The organism is Methylobacterium nigriterrae, assembly GCF_037106235.1.
In the GTDB taxonomy this organism is placed as follows: Bacteria; Pseudomonadota; Alphaproteobacteria; order Rhizobiales; family Beijerinckiaceae; genus Methylobacterium; species Methylobacterium nigriterrae.
The window spans coordinates 1-6610 of sequence record NZ_JBAWTG010000188.1; the positions used below are offsets into that span (position 1 = coordinate 1).

Sequence of the window (6610 nt, forward strand, 5' to 3'; positions counted from 1 at the left end):
GCGCAGGAGCGTCGCATAGTGGCCCGACATCGGGGCGACGATCAGCATCTTCGGCTTGGTCGAGGGCTCACCGAAGGCGAGGACGCGGCAGAAGGGACGTTCCCACACGACGCGCTCGGATGTGGGTAGGTTGAAGGCAGGCTTGGCGTAGTTGCGCGTGCCGCGCTCGAACAGCTCGCACGAGGCAACGACGGCGCGGCTCGTGGGCGTATAGGCCAGGGGGCTGAACGGATGCTCGCATGCGTGTCTGGTTGTCCCGACTGCGATGCGCGCTGACGTGAGCATCAGGTCACAGGCGTCGCGCATCAGGTACAGCATCAAGACGTTCCCTCGGGCCGGTTTCAGGGCAGATCGTTTCCGCGATGGCTAACGCCTCGGCATTATGATGCGTTGCGCGGCAGCCCAACGAAACGTTCGCCTACGTAACCAGCACCATGGAGCACGATATTTCCATCACTGCCATTGCACCTTTTGTTAAGAACGCGGACTTTGGCCATCTGATGCGGACGCGCAACAGAGGCCGCGCCGCCAGGGCGCATAGGCTTGTCGGCGTCCGGGGATCTCGCACCGGCCTCCTCGGACACCGGCCTCGGCATGGCCAGCAGGTCGGCCGCATCCGCGCGTTGCTGGCGGGATCCTGGGAGAGTGCACGCCCGGCTCCGGACGACATGTCCGAGCGGGACCGGCGCCCCTATCGGCAGGAAGGCCGCGCCGTCGGTGATCCCGATCGCACGCCGCCGAGTGGCTTCCTCATCGCCGATGCCGTCGGCTTCGGGATCGCGCGGCTCATCTTCGGGCGTCACTCGCCGGCGGGTGGGTACGCAAGCTCGGCGCATGAGCCCGGGCAGCGAGCGATATCGCCAGAACCTTGACCGCCCACGGGTCAGTGGGCTGGCCGCGAGAGCGGGAGGACGTTGCCCTGCCGCGCGGAGAAGGAGACCGGCGCGGCGGTCCTCTCGATGGCGAGAAGCAGCGCCGCGGGCTCGTAGGGCTTCGAGATCAGTGGGAAACCCTCCTTCAGCGCCCTGGCGGCCTGGTCGCTGTAGCCCGTCGCCAGCAGCACCGGCAGCGCGGGCCAGCGGCTGCGCACGCGCTGGGCCAGATCGAGCCCGCTCATGCCACCCGGCATCACGAGATCGGACAGGATCAGGTCGAAGGGCTGACCGGAGTTCAGCACCTGCATCGCTTCCGGCGCGCTGCCGGCACTTACGACGGTGTGGCCGCGCTCGGCCAGCACCGAGACCGCCACCTCTGCGACCGGAGCGTTGTCCTCCACCAGCAGCACGCGCAGCGCGCGTCCGGTCTCGCCGGAACTGTGATCGCTCTCGGCCACGTGCGCGACCGTGGCGAAGCTGCGCGGCAGCGAGATCGTGAAGGTCGTGCCGTGCCCGACCTCACTCGTTACCCGCACTGACCCGTCCGCCTGCTGGGCGAATCCATAGACCTGGGGCAGGCCGAGGCCCGTGCCCTTGCCCACCTCCTTGGTGCTGAAGAAGGGCTCGAACGCCCGCGCGAGCACGTCGGGCGCCATGCCGTGGCCGGTGTCGCTCACCGCAATCGCGATGCTCTCGGGCGCCTCCTCATCGCGGGCCGCCACATTCTCGGTCCGGATGCGGAACCGGCCGCCCTTCGGCATGGCGTCGCGGGCATTCACGGCCAAGTTGATCAGGGCTATCTGGAGCTGGGACGGATCGACCTCGACCGGCCACAAGTCATCTGCGAGGTCGAAGACGATACGGATGTCGCCTCTGAGCGACTGCTTGAGCATGTCGTCCATGCCGAAGATCAGCCGGTTCACCGCCACGACTTCGGGCTGAAGGACGTGCTTGCGGCCGAAGGCGAGCAATTGCTGCGTCAACCGGCGCCCCTGCTCCACAGCGCGGACTGCGTTGTCGATCAGCCGCGTACGCCGCTCCTCGGGTGCGCGCCGGAGGAGGTCGAGATTGCCCAGGACCACGGTCAGGAGGTTGTTGAAGTCGTGGGCGATGCCAGAGCTCAGGCCGCCCAGCGCTTCCATCTTCTGCGCCTGGAACAGGGCGGAGCGGGCCTTCTCGAGTTCCTGCTGTGCATTCCGCCGCTCGGTGATGTCGCGGGTGACCTTGGCAAAGCCGATCAGCGTGCCGGACGAGTCGCGGATCGCGTCGATCACGACACTGGCCCAGAATCGTGTGCCGTCCTTGCGCACCCGCCAGCCGTCAGCCTCGAACTTGCCCTCGCGCCCCGCCGTCGCCAGGGCTTTGTCGGGCACGCCCGCGGCCCGGTCCTCCTCGGTATAGAAGCGCGAGAAGTGCTGGCCGATGATCTCCGCCTCGCCGTAGCCCTTGATCTGAGAAGCGCCCGCGTTCCAGTTCGTGACGATGCCCTCCGGACTGAGCATGAAGATGGCGTAGTCGGTCACGCCCTGAACGAGAATGCGGAAGCGCTCCTCGCTCTGGCGCAAGGCTTCCTGCTGGACGCGCCGATCGCTGATGTCGCGCGTGACCTTGGCGTAGCCGATCAGCCTGCCGGACGTGTCGCGGATCGGATCGATGACGACGTGCGCCCACATCCGCGTGCCGTCCTTGCGCACCCGCCAGCCTTCCTGCTCGAAGCGGCCCTCGGTGGCAGCCGTTTCCAGCGCTCGCTTGGGCAGGTCGGTCCGCCGATCCTCCTCGGTGTAGAAACGCGAGAAGTGCTGGCCGATGATCTCCGCCTCGCTGTAGCCCTTGAAGCGCTCGGCGCCGGGATTCCAACTCACCACGACCCCGGTCGGATCGAGCATGTAGATGGCGTAGTCGGTCACAGCTTGGACGAGCAGGCGGAAGCGATGCTCGTCAGCTCGCCCGGTCGCGGACCCCGAATCCGACGGCATGCATGCCCCTCCATACGCTGTCAGACCCTACCAGAGGCCGCGTTGGCACAGAGCCTCTCAATGCAAGCTGGCCGGATGGAAGGCGGTTCCTGTGCCCATGCTGCAACTACGGGTTGAGGGTGACCGCATCGATGAGGCGCGACGGCGAGCGACAGCGCGTTCGCGGCATCACGGCTCGGCATTGGGTCAGAGAGGGGCCGCCGGAGAGCACGCCCAGCCCGTTCACACACGTCGAAGCGATACGCCGACCTGACTAACTTAAGTTAGAGCCCGCTTCCCAGGTACGCGATAACTTGGTATGCCACATGCCAACTATACAGGTCGAGGAACGCCGACCGATGATGCGGCGGAAAGAGCCGTTCGCGCTTGGAGAGGGAACGACGCTTCGTGTCAGAAGATGCTTATCCGAACGAAACCTCCCCGCCGCAGATTCAGACAGCACTGGCTGACTGCATCGCCGGCGCTCAAACAGCCCAGCGAAAGGCTGACGATTACCTCAAGCTTTCACGAGGCGAGCCGGACGATTTGGTCTACGAGGCGTGCCGCTCGATGCACCAGTTCTACAGCTCGATGCATGAATTCTTCCTTGAGGAGCAGAAGGCCATCGCCGTAATCCTGAATGCTGATCGCGGGGCCGTCTCATCGAAAATGATTGTGGAAGCTTGACGAGGCTGAATGAGCGTGGCGTTCGAGCAGCGAGAACGCACCGACGACGCGGATGCGCCTCCTGCTCCATGCAATCCAGCAGGGCTGCGCGCGGGATGACACAGGCAGCGAACGGACCTGCCTAGCCGTTCGAGGAGACGGAGGGCAGGATCGATAGCGGCGTCCCGGGTCTCGCCTCAGCCAAGCATCGGCAGCCGGAGAAAGCCGCTGATGGCGCTCAGGGCTGCTTCCTAACCGAGAGCCTGTTCACGAGGCGGCGGAAGGTTGATGACGATCTGCTTACCGGACACCGGGTCAAGAATGATGATCGCCATGTCTGCCTGCCCCATTCTTTGGTTAGTAAGGTCAAGCTCTTAGGTGCCTTGTGGCATTTCCGGGGCAAAGGGTTTGCCGGTACGGTGCGAGCCAATGCGGTACGGAAGCGCACGGAAACTATTAATGACAGGAGTTAAACAGTATGTCGGCTGGATCCAGAACGAAGAGCGTCATGCAATGCTCAGGTTCGCATCGCCGGTTGCTTTGCTCTTTGTCTATGCCGCGGTGCAGTTTGCTTTCCCATTGCTAGCCGCATGGGCCGCCGGGTAGGGCTTCATCTTGATCTCCGACGCCACCTCGGAAGTGCGGGCTCACAGCCGCATGCCATCAGCACGCGCGCTCTGAATACAAAGCCTCGAAAAGTTGCCCTTCATGTGGTCCGGCAGTGGCTCAGCGCTCAGCCTCGCGCCGTAGATCCAAAGGATCTTGGACGATTGCGCTGAGCGGGCGCGCAAGCCTCCCAGATCAAAGCTGACGATGCCTCGAAGCTCGCGAGAAGCAGGCAGACGATACCCTCCACGAGGCCTGCCGCTCGATGCGTGAGTTCTTCCTTGAGGAGCGGATGATTACCGACGCCATGAAGCGTACAAAGGCTATGTCTGCGGAAGACTAAGGCGCTCCGAGGCGTTCCTGCCCAGCCGCTTCCGGCCAAACCGACCTTCAAGCCGCCAGCCACTGCCCTTGCTCAGCATGCCACGCAGCCGCCAGGTTCAGAGAGGCGGTGAAGACGGTGCGGTCGCGCGAGTCGCGAACGACGACGTTGAGCTGCTGGTCCGCATACTGTTCCGGTCGTTCCCCGGCAATCTGACACAAGGCTCGCAGCGCCTCCGACGAGAGCGCCCTCGGGTTTGCGCATTCCGTCCCTTCGTCATCGCGCACCAAGCGATCAAGGCCATGAAAGTCAAAGAAGTATCGGGCCATCAGAATGACCTTCCGTAGTTTGATTGTGGCGGGAAAGCTATTTGGCAAACCGTTCAGCGAATCGGTGTGCGATTCACTATATCCGTGATTGGCATTCCAGTGACAATAGGTTGATCAGGTACGTTTCCGCACAAACTAACCAATGATAACCGCGAGCTACCGCGCTGCCGGATTGGATTTCCTCTTGGTACAGGGACTTAGCTCTCAATGTTCGTTCGGCGCCGCTGCCGTGTGTGGCAGGCCTGCCGTGCTGGAGCGCATCTTGGCCGCCAAGTTGTGCCCTTTCGGTCACGCATCAGCACGGACGGCCCTCTCAGCGTGGGGCAGGCTCACTAGCGGCAACGGCAGCGAATCCTGGCAGCGATCCATCAGAAGGTGAACCGTGCGACGGACCTGACAGCGCCGGGAACAGCCCTTCGTAGGCATGGATCACGCGGATACCCAGGTGGAGGCCTCATACGGCCGGCCGCAGCCATGCGTAGGATGAACGTCGCGACGAGACGGGCCCGGGCCGATCGAGTTCATAGGCATCGCAGAGGGAGAGGAACGACTTTCTCAGCGGGGACACCGAAGTCCAGGCGCAGTTCAATGTGAAACAGCGCAATGCCTCGCCGGTCTCGGACAGACATGACGTAGATCGATTGCCCCGCAACAGGCTCGCAGCTCTCCACGATCGAGGGAAAGATCTTGATGGCCTGCGCTTTCGCGGCGTCATCGTCAATTGACTCGAACGAGGCTACGCCTTTCACGGCAAGCGCCCCACAATGCAGATCGACAAAATAGCGTGGCATTGTGGACCGGCCCAAGCCTTTCAGTCTCTCCTCGCGGATATAATGGATCTTGAATGCAAAAAGTTGCCCTCGCCCATTGAAAAGATGCCGTACGACTTGCGGCGAAGCTACGCCAACCGCTGCTTGGCACGATGTGCCCTCACGCCGCTTGTGACTGATCCTGCTCGGCGATCCATGCTGAGACGAGGTTCAGAGACGCGGTGAAAACGGTGCGGTCGTTGGCGTCTCGCACCACCACGTTGAGCGGCTGACCCGCATACCTGTCCGGTCGGTCCCCGGCGATCTGACACAAGGCCCGCATCGCCTCCATCGGGACGGCCCTGGGATTCACGCAGGTTGTCCCTTCCTCGTCACGGATCGAGAGCGTGAGGGTGTGGAAGTCAAAGAAGTACCGCGACATTGCTCTGATCCGCGTAGCACGGCGTATAAGGCTCGCTCTACGGCGCAGTACAAGGTAGATCAGCTTAACGGATCGTTAATCGGCCGATCTGGCGGGATAAGAATCTGGATCGTCCGGAAGCGTACAAGAAAATCGCAAGGTCTCAGCCGGTATCGGGCGGCCTGCCCCGTATCGGCCGCGTCACCCGTCCCCGATGCGCTCCAGGGCATCCCCCGGGCCGACAGGGTCACGGCCCATGGCCTTCGCTACGCCGTCCGGGGCACGCCCGACGACGGCATCGGCGACGTTGCCGTTGATGTGGGCTCGGATCAGACAGGGCGGGCGGCGGATCGTTGCTGTCGGGCCCCGGTCTCCCGAGGCGGCCGCCTCCGGGAATGCATCGTTCCGTGACCCGCCTCACGCTGGCGGATGGACGCGCGAAAGCCCCCGCCGGGCCGGGCCCGGCGGGAGCGTGGTTCGGGTCCGGTCGGACCGGTGTTGTCTCAGTAGAAGGAGATGTCGCCGTGCGGGTCGCCGCCCTTGACCACGATGTCGTGGTAGCCGCTGTCGCTGGTCGAGTTGTAGGTGACGACGAAGTTGCCGTCCTTCTGCCAGATGCTGTAGGAGCCGTCGGCGGGCGCGTTGGTGCCGCTCGCGTCGTAGGTGTACGAGCCCTTCAGGAAGATC

6 protein-coding genes and 1 pseudogene are annotated in these 6610 nt (G+C 63.8%); 1 reads left to right on the top strand and 6 read right to left on the bottom strand.

All coding sequences use genetic code 11. The features are described 5' to 3' along the window. A pseudogene (locus tag WDW90_RS33535) lies at positions 1-318 on the bottom strand (polyhydroxyalkanoate depolymerase); the annotation flags it as partial. A gap of 565 nt (positions 319-883) precedes the next feature. Next, positions 884-2851: a hybrid sensor histidine kinase/response regulator gene (locus WDW90_RS33540; RefSeq protein ID WP_336492001.1), complete on the bottom strand. Its 1968-nt coding sequence runs from the start codon at positions 2849-2851 to the stop codon at positions 884-886. A gap of 387 nt (positions 2852-3238) precedes the next feature. Between WDW90_RS33540 and WDW90_RS33545 the strand changes: the two genes are divergently transcribed. Then, entirely contained in the window at positions 3239-3517 is a 279-nt protein-coding gene (locus WDW90_RS33545) for a hypothetical protein (RefSeq protein WP_336492002.1), read from the top strand. Positions 3518-4492: 975 nt separating this feature from the next. On the opposite strand, the gene WDW90_RS33550 is transcribed toward WDW90_RS33545, so the two are convergent. From WDW90_RS33550 to WDW90_RS33560, 4 genes are all read right to left on the bottom strand, one after another. Beyond that, positions 4493-4753, bottom strand: coding sequence for a DUF6894 family protein (locus WDW90_RS33550; protein WP_336492003.1), 261 nt, complete (start codon positions 4751-4753; stop codon positions 4493-4495). A gap of 521 nt (positions 4754-5274) precedes the next feature. Further along, positions 5275-5544, bottom strand: a complete 270-nt coding sequence (locus WDW90_RS41000) for a DUF6894 family protein (protein ID WP_431311181.1) — start codon at positions 5542-5544, stop codon at positions 5275-5277. A gap of 139 nt (positions 5545-5683) precedes the next feature. Beyond that, a complete protein-coding gene (locus WDW90_RS33555) occupies positions 5684-5944 on the bottom strand; it encodes a DUF6894 family protein (protein ID WP_336492005.1) in 261 nt (86 codons plus the stop codon). A gap of 482 nt (positions 5945-6426) precedes the next feature. Further along, positions 6427-6610, bottom strand: a 184-nt coding sequence (locus tag WDW90_RS33560; RefSeq protein ID WP_336492007.1) for a hypothetical protein, incomplete at its 5' end; no start/stop codon positions are given.

Coding starts and splice junctions, on each gene's coding strand:
- WDW90_RS33540 (WP_336492001.1), bottom strand. CDS start 2,851: ATGCCGTCGGATTCGGGGTCCGCGACCGGGCGAGCTGACGAGCATCGC.
- WDW90_RS33555 (WP_336492005.1), bottom strand. CDS start 5,944: ATGTCGCGGTACTTCTTTGACTTCCACACCCTCACGCTCTCGATCCGT.
- WDW90_RS41000 (WP_431311181.1), bottom strand. CDS start 5,544: ATGCCACGCTATTTTGTCGATCTGCATTGTGGGGCGCTTGCCGTGAAA.
- WDW90_RS33550 (WP_336492003.1), bottom strand. CDS start 4,753: ATGGCCCGATACTTCTTTGACTTTCATGGCCTTGATCGCTTGGTGCGC.